The 19,928-nt window shown below is 55.3% G+C and carries 15 protein-coding genes; 8 read left to right on the top strand and 7 right to left on the bottom strand.

The genetic code is table 11. The annotated features are described in order from the left end of the window. Window position 1: 1 nt before the first annotated feature. The 5 genes from ENN40_03985 (at window position 2) to ENN40_04005 (ending at window position 5,905) form a co-directional block, all read left to right on the top strand. On the top strand, window positions 2–643 hold the full coding sequence (locus ENN40_03985; GenBank protein HDP94505.1) for a hypothetical protein: 642 nt from the start codon (window positions 2–4) through the stop codon (window positions 641–643). Then, window positions 640–1,434, top strand: coding sequence for an acetylglutamate kinase (locus ENN40_03990; protein ID HDP94506.1), 795 nt, complete (start codon window positions 640–642; stop codon window positions 1,432–1,434). The genes ENN40_03985 and ENN40_03990 overlap by 4 nt, the downstream gene beginning before the upstream one ends. Further along, window positions 1,419–2,603, top strand: a complete 1,185-nt coding sequence (locus ENN40_03995; GenBank protein HDP94507.1) for an aspartate aminotransferase family protein — start codon at window positions 1,419–1,421, stop codon at window positions 2,601–2,603. The genes ENN40_03990 and ENN40_03995 overlap by 16 nt, the downstream gene beginning before the upstream one ends. Further along, the gene (locus ENN40_04000; protein ID HDP94508.1) at window positions 2,594–4,984 is read left to right on the top strand and encodes a hypothetical protein; all 2,391 of its coding nucleotides are present in this window, start codon (window positions 2,594–2,596) and stop codon (window positions 4,982–4,984) included. Before ENN40_03995 ends, ENN40_04000 begins: the two co-directional genes overlap by 10 nt. Window positions 4,985–5,302: 318 nt before the next feature. Then, the gene (locus tag ENN40_04005; GenBank protein ID HDP94509.1) at window positions 5,303–5,905 is read left to right on the top strand and encodes a hypothetical protein; all 603 of its coding nucleotides are present in this window, start codon (window positions 5,303–5,305) and stop codon (window positions 5,903–5,905) included. Between the two features lie 197 nt (window positions 5,906–6,102). On the opposite strand, the gene ENN40_04010 is transcribed toward ENN40_04005, so the two are convergent. The 3 genes from ENN40_04010 to ENN40_04020 form a co-directional block, all read right to left on the bottom strand. Further along, entirely contained in the window at window positions 6,103–6,954 is an 852-nt protein-coding gene (locus ENN40_04010) for a metalloprotease (GenBank protein ID HDP94510.1), read from the bottom strand. A gap of 137 nt (window positions 6,955–7,091) precedes the next feature. After that, entirely contained in the window at window positions 7,092–7,709 is a 618-nt protein-coding gene (locus ENN40_04015; protein ID HDP94511.1) for a hypothetical protein, read from the bottom strand. 65 nt (window positions 7,710–7,774) lie between these two features. After that, complete coding sequence (locus tag ENN40_04020; GenBank protein ID HDP94512.1) at window positions 7,775–9,361, bottom strand: M28 family peptidase; 1,587 nt, start codon at window positions 9,359–9,361, stop codon at window positions 7,775–7,777. A 323-nt stretch (window positions 9,362–9,684) separates the two neighbouring features. Between ENN40_04020 and ENN40_04025 the strand changes: the two genes are divergently transcribed. Next, window positions 9,685–10,293, top strand: coding sequence for a hypothetical protein (locus tag ENN40_04025; GenBank protein ID HDP94513.1), 609 nt, complete (start codon window positions 9,685–9,687; stop codon window positions 10,291–10,293). Window positions 10,294–10,308: 15 nt separating this feature from the next. Here ENN40_04025 and ENN40_04030 read toward each other — a convergent pair whose 3' ends face one another. After that, window positions 10,309–12,720, bottom strand: coding sequence for a carboxypeptidase regulatory-like domain-containing protein (locus ENN40_04030; GenBank protein HDP94514.1), 2,412 nt, complete (start codon window positions 12,718–12,720; stop codon window positions 10,309–10,311). Window positions 12,721–13,012: 292 nt separating this feature from the next. On the opposite strand from ENN40_04030, the gene ENN40_04035 reads away from it, so the two are divergent. Further along, the gene (locus ENN40_04035; GenBank protein HDP94515.1) at window positions 13,013–13,792 is read left to right on the top strand and encodes a hypothetical protein; all 780 of its coding nucleotides are present in this window, start codon (window positions 13,013–13,015) and stop codon (window positions 13,790–13,792) included. A gap of 70 nt (window positions 13,793–13,862) precedes the next feature. Here ENN40_04035 and ENN40_04040 read toward each other — a convergent pair whose 3' ends face one another. Together ENN40_04040 and ENN40_04045 are read right to left on the bottom strand one after the other, a co-directional pair. Then, the gene (locus ENN40_04040; protein ID HDP94516.1) at window positions 13,863–16,022 is read right to left on the bottom strand and encodes an aldehyde:ferredoxin oxidoreductase; all 2,160 of its coding nucleotides are present in this window, start codon (window positions 16,020–16,022) and stop codon (window positions 13,863–13,865) included. Window position 16,023: 1 nt separating this feature from the next. Next, window positions 16,024–16,413, bottom strand: a complete 390-nt coding sequence (locus tag ENN40_04045; GenBank protein ID HDP94517.1) for a 4Fe-4S dicluster domain-containing protein — start codon at window positions 16,411–16,413, stop codon at window positions 16,024–16,026. 522 nt (window positions 16,414–16,935) lie between these two features. Between ENN40_04045 and ENN40_04050 the strand changes: the two genes are divergently transcribed. Then, on the top strand, window positions 16,936–19,509 hold the full coding sequence (locus ENN40_04050) for a hypothetical protein (GenBank protein HDP94518.1): 2,574 nt from the start codon (window positions 16,936–16,938) through the stop codon (window positions 19,507–19,509). A gap of 37 nt (window positions 19,510–19,546) precedes the next feature. On the opposite strand, the gene ENN40_04055 is transcribed toward ENN40_04050, so the two are convergent. Then, entirely contained in the window at window positions 19,547–19,813 is a 267-nt protein-coding gene (locus ENN40_04055; protein ID HDP94519.1) for a RidA family protein, read from the bottom strand. Window positions 19,814–19,928 lie beyond the last annotated feature (115 nt).

The following is a 19,928-nucleotide window of genomic DNA, read 5'->3' on the forward strand; positions in this document are numbered from 1 at the left end:
GATGTGTCGCATGTTGTTGATTCAGGACGACACCCCGTTTAACCCGGAACCGGACCTGATTGCCTTTCAGGATCTTTGCCGCGCCAGCCACGTTTACCAGGGGCACGGCTGGGGCATCGCCTACATGGATAACCGGGGCGAATGGCGCCATTATCGCAGTATCATTCCGATCTGGAAAGCAGACATGGGCCGGATCCCCCCCACCCGCTGGCTTCTGGCTCATGCCCGCAGCGCTTTCAACAACGAAGGAATCCGTGTGGAAAACAACATGCCGTTTTTTCAGAACGAGCGCAACTTCATTTTCAACGGTGAAATCCGCGGTGTACGCTTTCGGGCCCCGGGACGGATCGGCGCGGAAAAACTGTTCAATGTGATCAACCATTTCTGCGGCGACGATCTGCACACTAACCTTGAGAGAGCGGTCCATGCCGTCACGAGCCGCAGCCGCCATGTCCGGGCCATGAACATGATGCTGACGGAAAACGACCGCACCATCGTGTTTTCCTACTTCACCCAGGAAGCAGATTATTTCACCCTTTACAAGCGCAAAACCGGCAATCGCACCACAATTTGTTCAGGCCGTTTCGGCCTCATCGAGGATTGGAGCTCCCTGGACAACCCCTGCCTGGAGATGGTCTCGTGAACATCATAAAAATCGGCGGTGGTTCATCCGTAAATGTCGGCGGCATTCTCGATGACCTAAAGAAACTGGAAAGACCGGCCGTCATCGTTCATGGCGCCAATGCCTGGCGCGACGAGCTGGCCGGACACCTGAACCGGCCGATTCGCCGGTTGGTCTCTGAAAGCGGCCGTTCCAGTGTCTATTCCGACGACTCACTCCTGGACCTGCAGCTCATGGCCTACGCGGGCCTGCGCAATAAGCGTATCGTAGAGATGTGCCAGCAGCGGGGATTTAATGCCGTGGGACTCACCGGCCTGGACGGCGGCCTGGTACGGGCTCGGCGCAACCCGGGGATCCGAATCGTGGAGAATAACCGGAAACGGCTTGTTCGCGATCTATCGGGCAAACCTGAAGCGCTGAACTTTCCCCTGCTGGACTACCTGTTGAAGTCAAATTATCTTCCAGTAATCACCGTACCCTTTCTCGACGAGAGAGGAAACGCGGTCAACAGCGAAAACGACGACCTGGTCAGCCTCCTTCACCGGGAATTGCAGGCGCAGCGCATCTTTTTTTTCATTGAAGCCCCTGGACTGCTGCGGGATCCCCTGAACAACTCATCCATAATCCACCGCCTGACACCACCCGAGCTTGAAACGGAAATCACGCGCTCCGATGGCAGAATGGGGCGTAAATTGCATGCGTTGAAAGCGATTCTGGCCATACCTCCTGTTACGGTTTTTATCTGTGACGGTCGGTTGGAGCACCCCGTTCAGCATGCCCTAAACGGAAGCGGAACATGCATCAGCGCGTAATGTCGCGGTCGGAGCCGCGGCAAATGAACTTTTCCGCCAATCGCGGCATACGCCTGATCAAGGGCGAAAACGCCACTATTTATGATGACTGCGGTCGCACCTACATCGATCTGGCCTCCGCACACGGAGTCGCCGCGGTCGGGCATGCCCACCCGGCCGTTGCCCGGGCCGTGGCTTTTCAAAGCCAACATCTGCTCAGTTGCCCGGGCAGTTTTTCCAATGATGCCCGCGACAGATTGATCTCAGCCCTTTCCCGGGTAACGCCTCCCGCCCTTAACCGCTTCTTTTTCTGCAACTCCGGCACGGAAGCGGTTGAAGCCGCCCTGAAACTGGCCGCTATCAGTAACGGCAGATCACGATTTGTCGCGTTTAAAAGGAGCTTTCACGGACGCACCATCGGCGCCCTGGGCGTAACCTGGCCTCCCGGGTACCGCGAACCATTTCATTCCCTATTGCCGCAAGTGACGTTCCTGCCTTTCAACCAGGTGGAAGGCTTGATCAAAGCGATTGATCATACCGTGGCGGCCGTAATCGTGGAAGGAGTTCAGGGCGAAGGGGGTGTGTACCCGGCCCGGGCGGATTTTCTTTGCGAAATCCAGTCAGCCTGCAACGAGAGCGATGCATGCCTGATTCTGGATGAAATCCAGACTGGAGGCGGTCGGACCGGAAAATTCTGGGCGCACAGCCACTTCGGGGTTACGCCGGACATCATCTGTTTCGCCAAGGCCCTGGGGGGAGGCTTCCCTTTCGGTGGCATCGCCTGCGGACCGCGGATAATGGAAAAACCCGGAATTCATGGCTCTACGTTCGGCGGCAACCCCGTGGCCTGCGCCGCAGCCGCCGCAGCCCTGTCTATTATTGAGTCCCAGGACCTGTGCGTTATGGCCGCTGAGAAAGGCGAGATCATCATCGAGCAATTGCAGCGGGAGCCCTTGCCCGGGGTTCGAGATATCCGCGGCCTCGGATGCATGGTGGGAATCGAACTGGAATACGCCGTTACGCCATTGCTCAAACGGCTGCAGGCACGGGGCGTCATCGCCCTGGCGGCCGGGCCTCACGTCATGCGTCTGCTACCGCCGCTGACAATCCCGGAAGAACAATTGCTCCGTGCCCTGGATACATTGATCACACTATTGAAAAACCCCCATCCCAAAAAACCATGTTCATGAAAAATGTTTCGTATTGGCAGGCTCTCCCATATGTCTATCGTGCGTTTCTCTGGTGTGTTCACAATACCCTGGAACATTGTGAACTAACCATCGACTGGCCGAAACGAGCGGAAAAGCTGGTGGGCATGGAGGTTCCGTTTTGTCCGACCCGACTCCTGCTCCAGGACGCCTCGGGTTTGAATTTAGTCCAGGACCTGATCTCCAGTACAGTGAACGGGTCGCGACTCCCGCCCATGGACCTGGTGGTGGATCACGGCATCATTACCGAGGACTTCGGCAATAAACAGTCTGCCGCGCGCAATCGCCGCACGGAAATGAATGCCAATCACCACCGTTACCGTTTTTTTAAAGATGCCTCCAGGATAATCCCTTCATTGACCATTCATCCCCCGGGATCGGGGGTGATTCATCAACTCAACCTGGAACGCCTGGCACCGCAAAAAGCGTCATTCAGCCTCGATACCCCCCAGGATTGCGTTCTGGGCACCGACTCTCATACCCCGATCATCAATGCCCTCGGCGTTCCGGGTTGGGGAGTCGGCGCCCTGGAAGCGCTCTACGCCGCCTGTTTCGGCCCCGTATCTCTGGCCATCCCTCCGGTCACCCAGGTTGTATTGCGTGGGAAACTTCGCGCAAATTGCACACCCACCGACCTGGCCCTCCACCTGGCCCACCGACTCAGGAGGATCGGCATCAATGGGACCTGGGCGGAATTCAGCGGTCCCGCCCTGGATTATCTGCCTATCGCGGATCGGGCCGTTCTTGCCGGCATGGCCCCTGAATACGGCTGCCAGATGGCGTTTTTTCCCGTGGATCATTGCGGGATCGCTTTCATGGAACGAATCGTGGGATCCGTGCGGACGCAACGCTGGCGGAAGGTCGCCCAAATAAGGGGGCTATGGCGCGAAAACCGTCCAACGCGACCGGTCGCGTGTGAAATCATTGTTGACCTGGATCAACTGAAGCCCTGCGCTTCAGGGCCTGAATACCCCTGGCAGCGGGTAACCGCAATATCTACAAAACCCGTGCGCCTGGCGGCCATCACTTCATGCACAAACGGCGCCCACCCGAGAATGTTGATCCGCGCGGCACTGCTCGCCCGCAACGCCTTGCGAGCCGGGATAAGTCCGGCTCCACGAATCAAAACGGTTCTCGCTTTATCCTCAACCCGGGTTATGGCTTTTTTGCGCGAAAGCGGCCTGGCTTCGTACCTTGAACAAACCGGCTTCTTTGATTGCGGCATCGGCTGCGGACCGTGCTTAGGCCATTGCGGTTCACTCCCGCCAGAGACCACGCAAGGCAACGATCAAGGCTGCGCCGTCATTTCCGGCAACCGTAATTTCCCCGGACGCATCCACCCGGAACTCGACGCGGTTTTTTTGGCATCGCCGGAACAAGTGGTAGCCGCGACCTTGATGGGTCGGTGGGGTGGAGTCATCGACCCATGCTCGTCCCATCCATTCGCCCGCCTGTGGGCCGAACAAGCGGAGGTTGAACACTACCAGGCCCAGTGGAACAATGCCCACATTCCCCTGCAAACTGAAAAGTTGTTGCGCCGGGAAGCCCAAGAGCATTGGCATCATTTCAGGGCCGAACCTTCTGGTGAAATACAGGGGCTCCGGAAAATCACCGCATCTCCCCTTGCCGATATTGGAACACCTTCCTGGATAAAAAGCGGCAGCCTGAACAACGCCGGGGTATTGGTTAAACTCGGTGACGGGATAACCACCGACCATATTTCACCCGTCGGCCCGATCCCCCGGGAAAGCGAGTCGGGGCGATTCATTCTCATGAAATCCGGCCTGTCAACAACTCCGCAAAGTTATGCTGCCTGGCGCGCCAATGCCGAAGTCATGATCAGGGGAGGATTCACGTCACCACGCCTGCACAACCTGCTGCTGACGGAGCAACCTTCAGGGGGATATACGGCAATCCGGGGAAACAATCACACCTTGCCGATCTGGAAGGCGGCGCGAATCTATCGCTTCCGGCGCGTACCGCTGATTGTTCTGGCGGGCAAAGAATACGGAGCCGGTTCGGCGCGCGACTGGGCAGCTAGGGTGACCCGCCTGCTGGGCGTTGAAGCAGTAATTGCGCTTTCTTTTGAGGAAATCCATCGCCGCAACCTGATCACCATGGGCGTTATTCCCTTGCTTTATAATCAAGACAACCGCCACGACATCTACGCCATCGGGGCCGAGCACCGCTTGACCATCCGCCAACTCAAAGATCTGGCACCGGAAAGCCGGCAGGATTGCATTGTTCGCGATCCCATGGGGCGGACTGCAACGATTCCACTTACTTCCGCCATCAGGACGGAATGGGAAGCCAACCTGCTTATGCGAGGTGGTATTCCAAGCCGCATGGAAAAACACGTGTAGCATCGGCCGCACCCCCCACTTCGCGGACCACACGCAGCAACGGCTCCCGGCAGCACCGCAAAGGCCCGGCTCCCGTCCGCGCCACCGCATCGTCATAATCTTTAACGGCGGGCATCGCAATCGTGTCTGTTTTCCACCCTTCAGGTTGTCCACGATCACTCCCTAATTTCCCGAAGTGATTGGATGGGCACACGGGCGAAGGAGCCTTCATTGGGGAAAGAAAAACATTTGCTTTAAAAACACTTGATTGGCGTGCGCATTCAGCGTATGCTGCGGTTGCGGCTGAACCCAACCCGCAAAAATTTCGTGAGGCGAAAAATGAAACTTCACTTTTTTCTCTGCATTCCCCTGTTGGTAGTGGCCATTCCGGACTTGGCGGGCGCGGATATTCCCCGAAAAATCAGTGACATCCCCACCTACGCGGATGCAAAGAGAGACACCGCGGCCGAGGCCGAATACAAGGCTCAGATGGAAGGAGAAGAAGACAGCGAAAGCGGTCGCAGCGAGATCATCCGCATCTATTCCGTTGCCTCCGCGCCGGAACCGGTGGCCCGCTTCTACATCAAACAGCTCAAAGCAAGCGCGGGCATGCCGGAAATCACGGAAGAGCCCGCTCCCGGAACCGTGATTGCCCCATGGTATGAATTGGAATTCTATAGGCCGCAGGATTTTGAAAACCAGTACGAATACGACACCCTGATCTACGACGGCAAATGGGTGAAATCCTGCCTGGAAAACCGCGAACCCTGGTCGCCGGGTCAATGGCTGGGCCAGGCCAACCTCATGTGGGAAGTCTACACCGCGGACAGTGAGCGGAAGGAATACCTGGTCGGAATTGAAGATATGAGCGTGGATAACCAGAACCACACGTTTATCCCGCGAACCCGCATCTTTATCCAGGTGGTAAGGGAAGAAGAATAAAAAGTTGTTGAGATAGTTGAAGGCGGAGAAACAGAACAGGCGACCAGCCGGTCGCCCCTACACCTTCCCTCAATAACTTTTGTCTTTCCTTTGCGCCGGTTTTATGCCTTCTACTTTCGCGACCACCAGCCCCCTGCCACCTGATACCTGTCACCTGCCACATTCTTTCCAACTTCCCCAACTCTCCAACTTTTTTTCTATAACTCCCCGGCCGCAAATGTATCACCGCGGCTGACATCACCCGTCTTGAACCCCAGCGTAAACCAGCGCACCCGTTGCGCGGATGTGCCGTGGGTAAAGGCATCGGGCACCACGAAGCCCCGGGTACGCTTCATCACGTTGTCATCCCCCACGGATGAAGCTGCGTTCATGCCTTCTTCGATATCGCCCTCTTCGAGGATGTTTTTCATGCGCTGGGCATGGTGGGCCCAGATGCCGGCCAGGAAATCGGCCTGGAGTTCCAGGCGGACATCCAGGCGATTGGCCTCGCGTCGACTCAGCCGTTGTTTTTCAGCATGCACTTTTTCGAGGATGCCCAACTGGTTCTGCACGTGGTGCCCGATCTCGTGGGAAACCACGTACGCCCAGGCGAAATCACCGCGGGCTCCCAACTTCTCTGTCATGGCCTGCAGAAAGGCCAGGTCGATGTAGACCGTTTCATCACCCGGGCAGTAGAAAGGTCCCACCGCGGCCTGGGCGAATCCGCATGCCGACTCCGTGGCGCCGCTGAAGATCACCAGCCTGGCTTCCCGGTATTGCTGCCCCTGGCCGCGAAAAATTTCATGCCAGACATCCTCGGTATCGGCCAGGACAACGGCCACGAACTCCGCCAGTTCTTTTTCCGCCTCGCTCATAGGGCGGGCACTTTCCTGTTGGGCGGCCTGGGGAATCTGCAGGTTCTGCACCACCTCGCCGGGATCTCCGCCCAACAACAGGATAACCACCGCGGCCACAATCCCCAGTAATCCGCCGGCGGCGGCCACGCGCCGGCCGGTCGAACCACCGCGAATCTCTACATTGTCACTTTGTCTTCTGCCTTTCCAGCGCATGTTACCTCGCCTTGAATCCCCGGTTCAGCACCGGTCCTGTTTTCTGTAATCTACTGCCAATTAAAAAATTATTCAACAAAGCGTCACGGCCTCAAATGCATCAGCCCGCAAAACAGCGCCAGCGGCTGGATTGCCCGCTACTCGCGGACACAACGAATCGACAATCCTTCACCCTTATGCCCGCTGCGGGAACGACGAACCACCGTATTGTGGGAGTACACATAGCGGCTCCAGCCATACCGGGCGCTGACCTCGGACGCCGACCAGAAGCAGCCCATAAAGCCCAGGGCGTGAAAACCGCCTTTGTGACCGCGATAGCCGCCTGGGAGTACAGATAAGCCGCTCTCATTGGTGGCACCGGCATTGGGAACCTGCCAGAGATCATGGGCCTTCATCTTACCGCCGGCGTCCGCATCGCCCCCCAGGCCGGTGATCAACATATCCCACTCCTCATCACTGGGAATATGCCACCCTTGCGGCGCCAGCCCGCGCGGATCGTTCAAGGCATACCAGTTATACAGTTTGCCGAAAACGGCATCGTTTTCAGAATTGTTGTCCACATGACACCAGGCCGGTTGCTCTTCTTTGGCCGCGTTATTCCATTCCTCAGGCGATCCGGCTTCAGGAATGGGGTCACCATTACGAAATGTGCATGCATCCAGGTTCCGTACCATCCACTCCTGGTCACCGATCTTTACACTATTCATGCCGACCTCCTGCTGAATCATTATCGAAAGTATTGCAGCCAAAATCAATGCATTCTCCCCAACTTTCGGGCGACCGGCCGGTCGCCCCTACTTTTCTCTTTTATCTTTTCACTTCATTTTTCCATCGGAAAAGTAAGGTTGTTTTTCCACGTCGGCGGGGTGCGGGAATCGTTGATGCGGCGCACCAGCCACAATGCCGCCTGGATGGTCTGGCGCAGGCCGCCCAGGTCCCAGTTCGGGTTGTATTCATCCCGCACAGTGTGATAATCCCCAAGCCAGAAGCGGGTATAATGCCGCTCGCCATCCACCTCTTCTTCCCCGGCTGAGATCCACACCGCCGGGATTCCCCGGCGCGCGAAGGCGAACTGGTCGGAACGGTAAAACAGCCCCTGGTTGGCCAGGGAAAATTGGGAATACCCCAGGCCGGCGGCGGCGGCCGTTTCACGTATCAAATCCTCGAAAGTGGAAAAGCGCGCGCCGATCCCCATCAGGGTGGTGGACGGCTTCCATACCGGGGTGGATTCAAAATTGATGTTGGCCACGATTGTAGAACGGTCTGTGTTATCCACGAAGTATTTTGACCCCAACAAACCCGCCTCCTCGCTGTTGCAGGCCAGCAAGGTGACAGAGTAGTGAAGCGTGGATTGAAATTTCTTGAGGATTTTTGCCGCCACCACCATGGCGGCAACCGCCGTGCCGTTGTCAATCGCCCCGTTATAGACGTTGTCCCCACCGGCATCCGTTTTCCCCAGGTGGTCGATGTGGGCGCTGAGAACGATCCGTTGGCTAACCTTTCCGGGGATCGTGGCCACCACGTTGCGGTTCATGATCGTTTCACATTTGTTGTTGCCGCTGATCGTGACCGGCAGGCCCAGATCTGCAGGCCGGAAATCCCGGGAAAGGGAATCCATGTACAGTGCCTCCAGCTCAATCCCCTTTCTCGCCAGTAACGTGCGCAAACTCTCTTCCCGGATCCAGCCCCGGAACACGAGGTCATTCTCGATCTGGGAGGGGATAAAAAGCTCACCGTTGGTCCAGGAGTTTTTCACCACGTTCCAATCGTAGCCCGCGGATTCAGCCGTATGGATCAACAGGATGCCCATGGCCCCGCGGCGCACGGCCTCCTCGATGTGGTAGGTCCAGCGGCCGAAATAGGTCAACGTTTTGCCCTCGAAAATTTCCGGATGGTACAGACCGGGGTCGTTGACACGACTGACCAGGATCTTGCCCGAGATATCCACATCCTTGAAATCGTCCCAGTTCCATTGCTCCGCCTGGATGCCGAACCCCGTAAATACCAGTGGCGCGGTCAGGTTAAACCGCTTTTTCTCTTGTGTGCAGGTGCCCACCAGGTCGCGGATGTATTCCAGTCTTGCCTCGCCCGCTGAAAGCTGAATGGCTGAAGTGGTGAACTTCTTCAATGTAAACGGCTGCATGTACCCCTGCGCTCCCGCGGGCTCCAGATCCATGAATTTGAACAGGCTGCGCAGGTAGATCTCCGCCAGGTCGCCCCCGCGAGTGCCCGGGGCGCGGCCTTCCAGCAGGTCGTGTCCCAGGAATTCCACCACGGCCTGCATCTCCGCCCGTGAAATGCCCTGTAACCGCTTTTCAAAAGCGTCGTCCGCGGCTACGCCCCACACCGTCGTTCCCGCCAGAGCCAGCAAAAATACCATGATTCCCAACCGTTTTATCATGACCATCTCCTCTCTCCTATTCTAGGCCAAAGAAAGAAAATGTGGAATAAAAAGTTGAAGAGTTGGAGCGTGAAAAACCGGCAAGGGGCCAGGGGAAATTGGCGAGGGGGACAGGAGGAAGGCACTGCCCCCTCATTCTTTCTCGTTATTCGATATTCAGAACATGCCTTGGCTTTTTCATCACAAAGCCCGAAATTTTGCTCATCCACAAGGGGGCCCTTGCGTTCACATCACTAGTACGACGAGTTCCCATCACAATAATGAATTAAACGGCGGTGTTATATTTCTTGCCGATTTGCTAGAATTTGGCCACGACAGGAGGAAACACGATGAAGAAATTCAAAAGTACACTGGTATTTTGCATCTCATTGCTCTTTTTCACCATGCTGTTCTTTGCCTGCAATGATAACGCCCCCACAGAAGACCCGATGAATGCAGCGCAGAAAGCGGAAACCGATGTGGATTCGCCGCCGGCCGCTGATGCCGCGCAAACAGCGCCGGCAAGTGAGGGAAAAGCCGTCAGTGGTTGGAAACAGGTTAATTATGAAGACTTTACTTTCATGATTCCCGCCGATTGGAAGCGGGAAAGCAACACCGACATCTGGTTCCCAAAAACAGAGAGCTTCGACATGGGATTACCCTTGATTTCCCTGCAATGCGGGCTGATGCCGATTATGGCCGGCCAGACCGTTGACGAACAGATCAAGGAAATGATTCACGGGTCCGCGCCCAAAAGCAAAACCGCAGTGGACAAATGCAACATGAGCGGTCATACCTGGGAGGCTCACGACGACTTGAGCCACATGACCCTTACCCTGGAAGATCCACGGGGTGAAATGATAGCGGTCTATTTCTTTAACTGCCGGGTTCCGCGCAACCAGTTCACCAACTACAAAGAGATCTACCGCAAAATCCTGGATTCCGTGCAGTGCAACTGAAACCCGGCTGCTGAATCAGTTCCGGCCCCCGCCGGCAAGATCGATACGGATTTCATTGCGATAGCGATTGCGGGCGCTTCCCTGGGTACCGATCACACCCTGGGGCATGGTGTCGCTGCGCTCCCGCTTCCTGACAAAGGGAAATTCATCCACGTTCGCGCCTTTGCGCACGGTAAAACTCAGCGGATCAAGTATTTGATCAGCGGGCGCCGGCACCCCGGAAAAATCCGTGCTCATAATCGGACTCATACTGGATCCCGTGTCGACGACCACATTGATCTCTTTTGTGTCATGATGAATGGCCTCGCCCGAAAACACGTATCCCGCAACGCCATTACTTTTTTCATGCTTTTCCACCCGCCAACGGATCCGGGTATCGAGGGTGTAGTTGGAAGGAGAGATCGAAACAATTCGATTCGGCGTATCGGCTCCGGTGGACTCCAGCACACACTTCACCGCATAGGTCACCTCAACTTCGGCCTCACTTTCCCCCTTGGGCAGAAACAGGGTGAATTCAGCGTTTGTTGCTGCCGTATAGTTGTACGTGTACCCCTGCGAATCCAGGTTGCCGCTGTTGCGAATGCGAAAAGTCATGCCGCTTTCACAATCCAGCACGAAATCGGTATCAGGGGCCGTGCTGTCCGGCGCCTTGCAGTTAATCTCTATTTTTTTGCTCTCCCGGCCATTGCCGTCAGGGCAGCTGGCGGTGACCACGGCTTCACCCACGGGAATGTTTTTGATGTGGTAGGTACCGGACACTTCGCGAGTGATGGTTTCGCCGCGGGAGGGCTTGACCCGGATGGTGGCTCCCTTTAGATCGACTCCGTCTTTGTCGCGCACGTGGCCACGGACCTCACCGCAACAATCCAGTTCGAAATCGATGTCACCGTCCTTGCTCCCGGGGGCATCACAGCTGATGTCAACCGTTTGCGTCTGTTGATGCACGCCCGTTGCACAGGCCGCCGTAATCGTGGCTTCCCCCACCGGGATGTCGCTGATTTCAAAGGGGCTGTCGACTCGACGGGTAATGGTTTCATTCTGGGACGGCCTGACCTTGATGTTGACCTGCTTTAGTTCATTGCCGAACCTGTCGCGCACGTGGCCGCGGATCGTCCCGGCGCAATCCAGCTCAAAATTAGTAAAATCCTCCGAGATTCCGGGGATCTGGCAGGCGATGTCAACCGTTTTTGCTTGCTGGTGCACTCCCGCGGCGCAGGTAACGGTGACCGTGGCTTCACCGACCGGAATGTATTCGATGCGGTAGGGGCTGGAGACTTCACGGGTAATGGTTTGTCCCCCGGAAGGCTTGACCTCGATGGTCGCCCCCTCCAGTTCATTCCGCCACTTGTCACGGATGTAGCCGCGGATTTCCCCCTGGGGATGGTAGACGAGGTCCTCCCGGTACGTTTTTCCGGCGGTCAGCTTCAATGTCATTTTCACCGGTTGGCACTCCTTGTCCTCGGGATTGGTCAGGGTGCAAGGCATGCTCTCGGTCATGGAGATGCGCGGATCGGTCATACCGATATAGTCTTTGAAATAGCGACCGCCCTCGCGGGAGCGTGTCCGGTATGTGACGTTGTAGGGACCGGAGAGTTCGATCCGCACACCCTCCAGGGGATTGCCGTCGCGGTCCACCACCCGGCCTTCCATGCGCGTGGTGACGGGAATGACATTCAGAGAGACACCGACGGATGATTTACTACCGTCAATGATCACTGGGGGGCTGACCAGCGGGTCACCCGCGAAGATAAAATTATAGCTGAAACCGACGATGCGGTGAAACACGTAGGAGCCGAAAAGGGTGGACGGAAACAGCTGCTTGAAGTAGAACTTTTCCAGGCCGTCGGTTTCATACACGAAATTGGCGGATTCGCCCGAGCTGGTTTCCCTGCTGGTCATGTCGAAGTATATGCCGGCGGGCTCTTCTTCCGCCTCTTCGGTCATAATGACAACGCCCTCTATGACGATCTGCTGGTATCTGCTTTCCATGGTACCGACAACAATCGTGGAAAAGGAGCGCAAAAGCAGCGTGGCGCGCGCGTTTTCCTTATCAATTGCAGAAGGAAACAGCAGTTCTTCTTTGCCGCCGGACAACTTAATAAAAACGATGCGGTCAACATCCGCCAGCGCGGCCGCGGGCAACGGGAAAGAGATCAACAGGGGATACCGCGGCGCCTTCTCTTCCATGGTGATTTCGTAAGCGATTCCGAAGGTCTTTACCCCTTTGGCGCGGATGGGGGGCACGGTGGTCTTTTTGACCAGGGGTGGCTTCAAATCGGGACTGTTCCGGCCCGGGCTCCACTGCAAGCCATGAACCAGTTTTTTCAACTCAGGCACATCCCCGGCATTGGTTGGGGAAACGAAAAACAATGCGCATAAAATAAGAAAAAGACCAGAGAGCACAATTCTGTCGCGGCGAAGTGTCATCTGATTATACCTCTGCCCGGAATAATCTCAAAAAAAAACAAAACTATCAACCCCCGCAAACGAAACCCAAGCGTTCCATCACTTTCCGATCAGGATGTTCTGCCTTCTGCCACCTGTCTGTCCTTGTAGAAGGTAGAAAGTAGAAAAACGCATTGGGGCTGCTTTCGGCTTTATGCTTTCGACTGAATTGTCCCCCTCGCCACTTGCCTATGGCCCCTTGCCGGTTTTTCACTCTCCAACTTTCCAACTTTATTTTTATTGCGCTATAATATCCCTATTCGGAGGTCATCACATGCCGGACAAAGGAACCAAGAAAAAAGTCGTTCGTGTGGAAAGCCCGGAATCATCCGGGAAAGAAGTCAGTAAAGGCCGGGCGTTTACTCCCGCCCCGGAAGCCAAAAAGCGCGCGGGCAAAAAACGCCTGCTAGCGATCCTCTCCTGGATCGTGGCCATCGCCTGCGAAGCCGGAGCCATTTACCTGCTCCTGAAACCGCCCATCAACACCACCTGGCTGATCGTGCTGATCGCCGTGGACCTGGTATTTGTCGTGATCGGCTCGTTGCTGTGGAAAAAAGCCAACCGCCTGGATCCCGCCTCGGAGAAAGAGAAAGTCAGGTTCTTTGTGCAGAACCAGTTGGGCGTCATCATCGCCGTCATCGCTTTCCTGCCCCTGGTCATCCTCATTTTTACCAACAAGGACTTGACCGGTAAACAAAAGGGCCTGGTGGGAACCATCGCGATCATCGCCCTGGTCATTGCCGGCGTCATGGGCGTGGACCTCAACCCGCCCTCCCAGGAACAGTACGCCGCGCAAACGGCCGAAGTTGAGTCTCTGACGGGGGGCCGCGACTTTGTTTACTGGACCAAGTCCGGCACCAAGTACCACATCTATTCCGATTGCCACGCCATCAACCGCAAGGTGACGGACCAGATCTTTGAGGGCACGGTGGCGCAGGCGCGGGAACTCAAGAACATCACCGAGTTGTGCAGCTTCTGCAGGAGCCGGGCGGAAAAAGAAAAGCAACTGCAACCCGCCCAGACCCCGGACAGCACCGAGGTGCAACAGGAATAGCGGACCGGTTCTCAAAAAAGCCTATTTTACGACCGGCACTGAACCGGGAACCTGATTCTTTGCCCTTTGCTTACTGGTGATCCTTGACTACCGCGATCAGTTCCGGCAGGTCCATGCCGATCGCCTTCAGGTGTTCGATGCGGGGTACGCCGTCCGCGGTCCAGCCACGGCGCTTGTACACCGCGTCCAATAGTTGTTCATAGCGATCTTCGCGCCAGCGCCGGTGGAGGGCCAGTTTCTCTTCCACGCTCTTGCCCTCGGGATCCACTTGGATCAGTTCACGCAACTGCTTGTCGTACCGTTCGCTGCGGGATTCGTATTCCTCCGCCGTCAGCGGCCCCATGGCCCGGTAAGGCGGGTAATCGTCGACCCGCCGGCCGTGCCCCATGCGCAGGTTGAACACGCGCTGGAAATTGTAGACCCGTTCGGACTGGCGGATCATCTCTGTTTTATCAATCGATTTCCCGGTTACGGCGTTGTACAGGTCCACGTAGTTCTGGACATGCTCGGGCACCTTGGCCGGCTCATCGGTCTCGGCGTTGTTTGCCGGTTCCACGTCGTTCCAGGGCAGCTTGCACAACCCCTGCAACCCGAACCAGGTCCGGAACATGGGGAAATAGTGCAGGGCTTCGGCTTTGTCCTCAAAGGTAGGAATCTGGTTGTTGACCATGTCCATGAAGATCAGCCAGGCCTCGTCATGTTGAGGGCCCTTGTTGGTCATGTAGTAGCCGCCCTGCTGGGCCAGGGATTCCTTGGATTGATACTGGGACTGCTCCAAACCCTTGCCTTCGAATCCGATATCGTTGAGGAACTCAGGATCCGCGCCGTAGGTGTCGACAAAGTGCTTTTTCATGTAACGGATGCCCTTGCCCGCGAGAACACCGAAACCCTCGCCCCGGGCCATCTGGTGAAGCATCTCCAGGGTGGCCTCCCAGTTGCCCCACTCCAGTTCCAGGCCGCCGGTGCGCTCTTTGTTCAGCACGCCGATCTCGTAGCACTCCATGACAAAAGCCGTGAGGGTGCCGAAAGAGATGGTGTCGATGCCGTAGGTATCACAGTAGAAATTGATCTCCAGGATGGCGTGGGGATCGAAAATGGCCGGGTTGGCGCCGCAGCCGGCGGCGGTCTCGTACTCAGGACCGTCCACGATCACCTTCTCTCCCTTGTAGGGGCCGGTGCGGGGCACAAAGTCATCCACGGCGTGGGCGCAGGACATGGTGCAACCGTACCAGCAGCCGTCGGGGACATTCTGGGTCATCAACTTCGTCCATACGGAGGAGTCGATCTTGTACGCATCTTCGTGGTTGCCGAACTTGAAGTTCTTGACGGGCAGCAGGTCGTACTCGTCCATAATCTCCATCAAGTGTGCCGTGCCCACCTTGCGCATGCGGCACTGCTCGTCATCCAGGGTCATGATCTCGCGGTGGAATTTCATGCCGGTTTTCTGAATCGTCTTCTGGTCCACCGGGTGGTTGGAATCACCGCGCAAATTGGAATACTTGACCACGATGGCTTTTATTTTCTTGTTGCGAAAAACCGTGCCGATGCCGCCGCGACCCGCCTGTTTCAGGCGCAGCCCCTTGCGGCGCTTGTCGTAGTAGGAAAAGTTCAGGCAGCCGATCCAGGCGTGTTCCGCCCCCCGGCCCGCGGACACGGTGGAGATGTGCTGGCGTTCGGTTTCGTTGTCCGCGAACATGTCGGTCATCTGCTCCGCCAGGATGTGGGAGTTGACCTCCTCGTCCGGGGCTTCAAAAATCTGGATGCGGCCCTCGTTGCCGTTGATAAAGATGATCACGTCCCGTTCCGCTTTGCCCTGGATCTCCAGGGCGTCAAAGCCGGAAAACTTGAAATAGGGGCCGAAGTGGCCGCCCACATTGCTGTCGATCGGGATACCCGTAGTGGGCGAAATGGAAGTTACCAGTGATTTTCCCGCACCGGCATAGCTGGTGATGCCACCGATGGGACCCACGGCGATGTTGATTTCATTTTCCTCGGAGTCCCACTTGGTCTCCGGGTTCACGGCATCCCACAGCAGGCGCAAGCCGTAGCCTTTGCCCCCGATGAACTTCTCTTTCATTTCCGCGGGCACGGGTTTTTCGCGCACCTCGTTGAGAGACAGGTTGATGTACAGGGAGCGGTCCGAATAACCCTTTTCCAGGGGCCGCAACTCGTAGGTGAACTCTTTGAGCATCTTGTGCCGCGATTTCAGTTTTTCTATATTTTCTTTCATATCAGTCCTCCGTAACGATTTCGATGGCGGCGGTGGGGCACTCCTTGGCGCAGGCGCCGCAGGCAATGCACTTGAAAGGCACGATGCCTTCGTGGTAGGTTTGCATTGTCCCGGTCGGGCAGATGGCCACGCAAGCATAGCAACCGATGCACAAATTCTTGTTGAGCATGACAACACCCGCTTTGTTTACCGTCAACGCCATGGTGGGACATTCAGCCACACAGGTGCGGCACTGATTGCAAACGCTGAGGTCAAATTCGCCTCCAGCCTGATCCAGCACTTGAATACACGATTTTTCCGCCGACACCTCCTTAAAGTAAAGCTGGGAGCATACATCTTCGCAGGTGCGGCACCCGATACACTTTTCGGGATGGGTTTGCAAATACTTCATCGGCCTTCTTCTCCTTTCAATGACTCGATTTTTCGCTACCCATATACGGGCACACATGAATTCTAGGATTGATTGCCTTTCGAGTCAACCGGATTTAATCCAAATTCGTAAAACAAACTGAAACTGGGGACGGTGCTTGTAAGTATGTAAATACGGATTTTTGGATAACAAAAGAGAAAGCCCGCCTGCGGCGAAATACCAGAACGGAACTTTGATTATCCTGTCAGTAAAAAGGGGCCAGGTCAACGACTGACCTTTCTTTGTCATTTTTTTGAATTGTATCATGAGTCGGCCGATCCTTATTGAATTCCCAGGCTCCTGAAAACCAGGTCCAACGGATATCTAAAAAAGAAATCTGAATGGTCAAAAATGCACCCATTCCCGATTCACAGAAAAAGGCAGAAAATAATGAAAATGGAATTCTCGAGAAAAGTCAAACGTGGACTTGACCCATTTATCGGGTCTTTTATTCTTTTTCCGTAAGCGTTATATTTTTTTAATAGTGCTTGACCGGAGGATGCCATGCATAAGAGACCTTTGATCCTGATCGCATTTTTAATTATCGGTTCGTTCATTTATTCACAGACGGGTCCCGATGAATTCTTTAACAGGAAGATCGGTGAGGACCGGGTCCTGATAGCCTACCCGGATATCGTGAAATATATGCAATATCTGGGAAAGAATTCTCTGCGGGTGGTCACCCGGAACGAGGGGCTCTCCACGCGGGGGAACCCGATGATACTTTCTTTCATTTCATCGGAGAAGAACATTGAAAACCTTGAAGAACTGATCAGAATGAACAGCCGAATGGCCAATCCCGACCGGATGAAAAGGCTGGAATCCCGGATGCTGATCGAAGACGGGAAGGCCTTCATCCTGATCACCGGGACGATCCACTCCACTGAAATAGCCTCTTCCCAGATGATGCTGCTGCTTGCCCACCGCTTTGCAACGGGTTCCGGCGGGGAAATCGAGAACATTCTTGACAATACCGTTCTGATGCTGATGCCCTCCATCAATCCGGATGGGAACATTATGGTGACGGAATGGTATGAAAAGCATATCGGAACCGAATATGAAGGCGGGCCGCTTCCTTTTCTCTACCATCATTATGCCGGACATGACACAAACAGGGATTTTTTCATGCTGAATCTCAAAGAGACAAAAGTGGTCAATGCCATTTTGCATAAGAGATATTTTCCCCAGGTCTTCCTGGATATGCACCAGATGGGAATAACAGGTCCGAGAATGTTCGTCCCGCCCTTCAAGGACCCGATGAACGATAACCTCGACCCGGTGCTTCTGAGAGAAACGGATCTGATCGGTTCATATATGGCATTCAAGCTCCAGGAAAAAGGAAAGAAGGGCGTGGCCTCGGGGTATGGTTTTGACGCATACTGGCCCGGCGGATCAAAAAATACAGCGTGGTATAAAAATGTTGTCGGTATCCTGACGGAACTGGCCAGCGTCGCGATCGCCTCTCCCGTTTTTATAGACAAAAACGAATTGATGTCTTCGTCGAAGGGACTGCCGGAGTACAAAAAGCAGACGAATTTCCCCGACCCATGGGAGGGAGGATGGTGGCGGCTGAAGGATATCATCGATTATGAGTGTATTGCCGCGGAGGCTTTGTGCGAAGTTGTTTCCGCAAACAGGAAGAGTTTCCTTCAAAATTATGTGAACTGCGGCATTGAAAGTATCCGGAAAGGCCGGGCGGGGGATCCGAAAGGTTATATTATCCCCGGCAGCCAGATCGATCAGACGGCAATGATGGCCTTTATCCGGAAAATGGCGGAAGGCGGCGTCAGGGTGTTCAGGATCGGCCGGGATAAGGTTTCCGGCGGACGGCTGATCAGCGACGGGTCCTATTACATACCGCTCGCTCAGCCCTATGGCAATTTTGTCCGTTTGATGATGGAGAAACAGGTTTACCCCGAAATAAAATACATGAAAGAAGGACCTGTCATTGAACCTTACGATGCGGCCGGCTGGACCCTCCCGATACAGATGGGCGTTCAGTATCTGGAAGTGAACACAGAGCCTGCCGGACCGGGAGAGATGGAGGAAGTCAGCGGATTCACTACTTCGGCTGAGGCCCCGGAGGGACAGGGGGATCTGATGGTCATTCCGACCGGGGATACAGGAAGCGCGCTGGTGGTGAACCGGCTGTTGAGGAAGAAGGTTCCTGTATTCAGGAGCACTACCAACGGAACTCTTTGTAGGGGTGATTTTGCGATCAATGTAAAAAACATCGACAGGTCATTGATTGAGAAAGTACTGAAAGACACCGATGTGAAGGTCCGGATGGAGGAGGGAACGGATCCTGCCGGCCTGAAAGAGCTGAGAAAGCCGGAGATTGCGATATACCAGTCTTTCCTCCCCAGTATGGACGAAGGGTGGACCCGCTGGGTGCTGGATGAATTCGGGTTCGATTATTCGGTCATTCATAACGCTGACATGAAAAAAAGGAATTTACCGGGCAGGTTTGATGTCATTATCATCCCGGACATGGACCGGGAGGCTGTGGTGAACGGGAAGTATCGCGGGTATCGTGGGAAGTATTATGAGCGGATGCCTTCGGAGTACAAGGGTGGGATCGGCAAAGAAGGGATCGAAAATCTGGTCCGTTTCGTGCGGGATGGAGGATCTGTTATTTTCCTGGATTCTTCATATGAGATCGCAGCCACTGATTTCGAACTTCCCTTCGAGAATATACTTAAAGACAAACAAAATAGACGTTTCTATTGCCCCGGGTCGATATTGAAAGTAAAGATCGATACAGAAGATCCGATCGGATGGGGAATGAATGAGGAAAATGTTCTGTTCTTTTCAAACGGCCCGGTCTTCCGGACAATGATGCCGGTGAATCATCACATCCGCAGGCGTATTGTTTCCCGGTTTAAAGACAAAGGGCCCCACCTGGTCAGCGGCTTTTTGAAGGGGGGTGAGTTCCTCGACCGGGCTGTTTCATCAGCAGTGTTCGACTACTACAAAGGCAGCGTCATCCTGTTCGCCGGCAGAATCCAGCACCGGGGGCAAACGTTTGCCACCTTTAAAATGCTCTTCAATGCCCTTTATTATTCCGTGCTGAACTGATCTTACGGCCGGGTTACCTCAATACTGATAGGAACCCCTATTCCAAGGAACTGCCCTCACCCATGAGCACGGCCGCCAAGCTGGACAGGACCTGCAACGTCTGGGCCTCGATCCCTTTCGCATGGGGTCCTTTCCCGGGAACCACGGGCAATTGCCCGGATACGTAGACCAGGCCGTTGTGGATCACCGTCTGGCTGTAATATCCCGCCGGTGCCGACGCGTTTTCCGTAAACACGAATTCCATTTCTTGCTCCAGGTACGTGATCTCTTTGGCGAAAACGATGCACCACGTCCCCCCCTTCATACCATGGAAAACCCGCGCGCGGACCTGGCCCTTGCGAAGTAAAGCAGACGGGCCGCAACCGCGTTTGTGGATAAAAACAGTTGAAGAGTTGAAGAGGAGGGAAGTTGAACAAGTT

The organism is Candidatus Aminicenantes bacterium, assembly GCA_011049425.1.
In the GTDB taxonomy this organism is placed as follows: domain Bacteria; phylum Acidobacteriota; class Aminicenantia; order UBA2199; family UBA2199; genus UBA876.

Excerpts from the sequence above, each read along its gene's own strand:
- ENN40_03985 (HDP94505.1), top strand. The coding sequence starts at position 2 with ATGTGTCGCATGTTGTTGATTCAGGACGACACCCCGTTTAACCCGGAA.
- ENN40_03995 (HDP94507.1), top strand. The coding sequence starts at position 1,419 with ATGCATCAGCGCGTAATGTCGCGGTCGGAGCCGCGGCAAATGAACTTT.
- ENN40_04000 (HDP94508.1), top strand. The coding sequence starts at position 2,594 with ATGTTCATGAAAAATGTTTCGTATTGGCAGGCTCTCCCATATGTCTAT.
- ENN40_04005 (HDP94509.1), top strand. The coding sequence starts at position 5,303 with ATGAAACTTCACTTTTTTCTCTGCATTCCCCTGTTGGTAGTGGCCATT.
- ENN40_04010 (HDP94510.1), bottom strand. The coding sequence starts at position 6,954 with ATGCGCTGGAAAGGCAGAAGACAAAGTGACAATGTAGAGATTCGCGGT.
- ENN40_04020 (HDP94512.1), bottom strand. The coding sequence starts at position 9,361 with ATGGTCATGATAAAACGGTTGGGAATCATGGTATTTTTGCTGGCTCTG.
- ENN40_04025 (HDP94513.1), top strand. The coding sequence starts at position 9,685 with ATGAAGAAATTCAAAAGTACACTGGTATTTTGCATCTCATTGCTCTTT.
- ENN40_04030 (HDP94514.1), bottom strand. The coding sequence starts at position 12,720 with ATGACACTTCGCCGCGACAGAATTGTGCTCTCTGGTCTTTTTCTTATT.
- ENN40_04035 (HDP94515.1), top strand. The coding sequence starts at position 13,013 with ATGCCGGACAAAGGAACCAAGAAAAAAGTCGTTCGTGTGGAAAGCCCG.
- ENN40_04040 (HDP94516.1), bottom strand. The coding sequence starts at position 16,022 with ATGAAAGAAAATATAGAAAAACTGAAATCGCGGCACAAGATGCTCAAA.
- ENN40_04045 (HDP94517.1), bottom strand. The coding sequence starts at position 16,413 with ATGAAGTATTTGCAAACCCATCCCGAAAAGTGTATCGGGTGCCGCACC.
- ENN40_04050 (HDP94518.1), top strand. The coding sequence starts at position 16,936 with ATGCATAAGAGACCTTTGATCCTGATCGCATTTTTAATTATCGGTTCG.
- ENN40_04055 (HDP94519.1), bottom strand. The coding sequence starts at position 19,813 with ATGAAGGGGGGGACGTGGTGCATCGTTTTCGCCAAAGAGATCACGTAC.